The following is a 1363-nucleotide window of genomic DNA, read 5'->3' as shown; positions in this document are numbered from 1 at the left end:
CACTACGGCGTTCCCAACATGCCCGGAGCCGTTCCCTGGACTTCGACCCAAGCGCTGGTCAACGCCACACTCCCCTACATCCTCAAGCTGGCCAATCTCGGCTTGCCCGCTGCTTTGGAACAAGACCCGGCCTTGGCCAAAGGGCTCAACATCAGGGCAGGAAAGATCGTCCACCCGGCAGTGCGGGCCACTTTTCCAGATTTGGGCTAGCTTGTTCAGGCATCGGTGGGATCCCCTGGAGCAGATGCTACTGTCGCCAGGACAGGACATAGCGCTCCAAAGCCGCAAAAAAGGTGTAGAGCAAAATGCCCATAATGCCGAGGGCAACCAAACCCGCAAAGGCCAAAGGCACATCAAAAGAAGAGCTGGCCGACACGATCAGGTAGCCCAGCCCCTGGTTAGAAGCCACCGTCTCCGAGATCACCGAGCCGACAAAAGCAAAGGAGATGGCCACCTTCAACGAGGCAAACAGGTAGGGCATGCTGTGGGGTAGCCCCACCTTGGTGAAAATCTCCCAAGAGCTGGCCCCCAGCGAGCGCAGCACATCTCGCATCTCGGCTTCCACCGTCTCCAGCCCCACCGCCACATTGACTGCAATGGGGAAAAAGGCCAGCAAAAAGGCCGTGATCACCGCCGGGATCAGGCCCAAGCCAAACCAAATCGCCAGCAGCGGCACCAAAGCCACCTTCGGGATGGTGTTAAACCCCACCAGCAGCGGGTACAAACACAGATGGGCCAGGCGGGAGCTGCCGATGATCGATCCCAGCAATATCCCCCCCACCAAAGCCAGCGCAAAGGCCAGCAGCGTCGAAGTGAGGGTGGTTAGGGAGTGACGCAGAATCACCGGGCTCCACTGGTTCATGGCTGCCAGGATCTGGGTGGGCGCCGGCAGAATGAAGCGAGGAACGTTGAACAGCCCCACCCCCACCTGCCAGAGCACAAGGGTCAAAACGATGGTGACAGCGGGCAAGACCACAGAAGCCGTTTGGGTCTGCAAAAATCGGTCAAATGATTTTTTCATGGGATCCCTCGGCAGAAATGCGCGGTAACCTGTCCAGCAAACCTTTCCAGATTTTTTGGATCAAGGGCTCTTTGGCCTAATAGCTGCGCCGAATGTGCCGGCGCACTTCCGAGACCAAGCGGTGAAACTCGTCCGTCAGGCAGATCTCCAGCGGGCGTGGACGGGGCAGATCCACTTTGAGGGAAAAGATGATCTCGCTAGGCCGTGGCCCCATCACATAAATGGTATCGGAGAGGAAAACCGCCTCCCGCAAATCGTGAGTGATCAAAATGGCGGTGCAGCCGGTGCGCAGCCACAGCCGTTGCAACATTTCCCACATATCCTCGCGGGTAAAGGCATCCA

1 protein-coding gene and 2 pseudogenes are annotated in these 1363 nt (G+C 58.3%); 1 reads left to right on the top strand and 2 read right to left on the bottom strand.

The genetic code is table 11. The features are described 5' to 3' along the window. Nucleotides 1-210: pseudogene (locus NW819_RS09700) on the top strand (alanine dehydrogenase); the annotation flags it as partial. Nucleotides 211-247: 37 nt separating this feature from the next. Here the strand turns inward: NW819_RS09700 and NW819_RS09695 are convergent. Together NW819_RS09695 and NW819_RS09690 are read right to left on the bottom strand one after the other, a co-directional pair. After that, nucleotides 248-1021, bottom strand: a complete 774-nt coding sequence (locus tag NW819_RS09695; protein WP_414356055.1) for an ABC transporter permease — start codon at nucleotides 1019-1021, stop codon at nucleotides 248-250. A 76-nt stretch (nucleotides 1022-1097) separates the two neighbouring features. Next, nucleotides 1098-1363 (bottom strand): annotated as a pseudogene (locus NW819_RS09690) (ABC transporter ATP-binding protein); the annotation flags it as partial.

The sequence above is a fragment of the Synechococcus sp. R8-2 genome (assembly GCF_047461715.1).
In the GTDB taxonomy this organism is placed as follows: domain Bacteria; phylum Cyanobacteriota; class Cyanobacteriia; order Thermostichales; family Thermostichaceae; genus Thermostichus.
This window is presented reverse-complemented; position numbering and strand designations above follow the sequence as displayed.

Bases quoted from the DNA above. Each gene is read 5' to 3' on its own strand.
- NW819_RS09695 (WP_414356055.1), bottom strand. From the start codon at position 1,021: ATGAAAAAATCATTTGACCGATTTTTGCAGACCCAAACGGCTTCTGTG.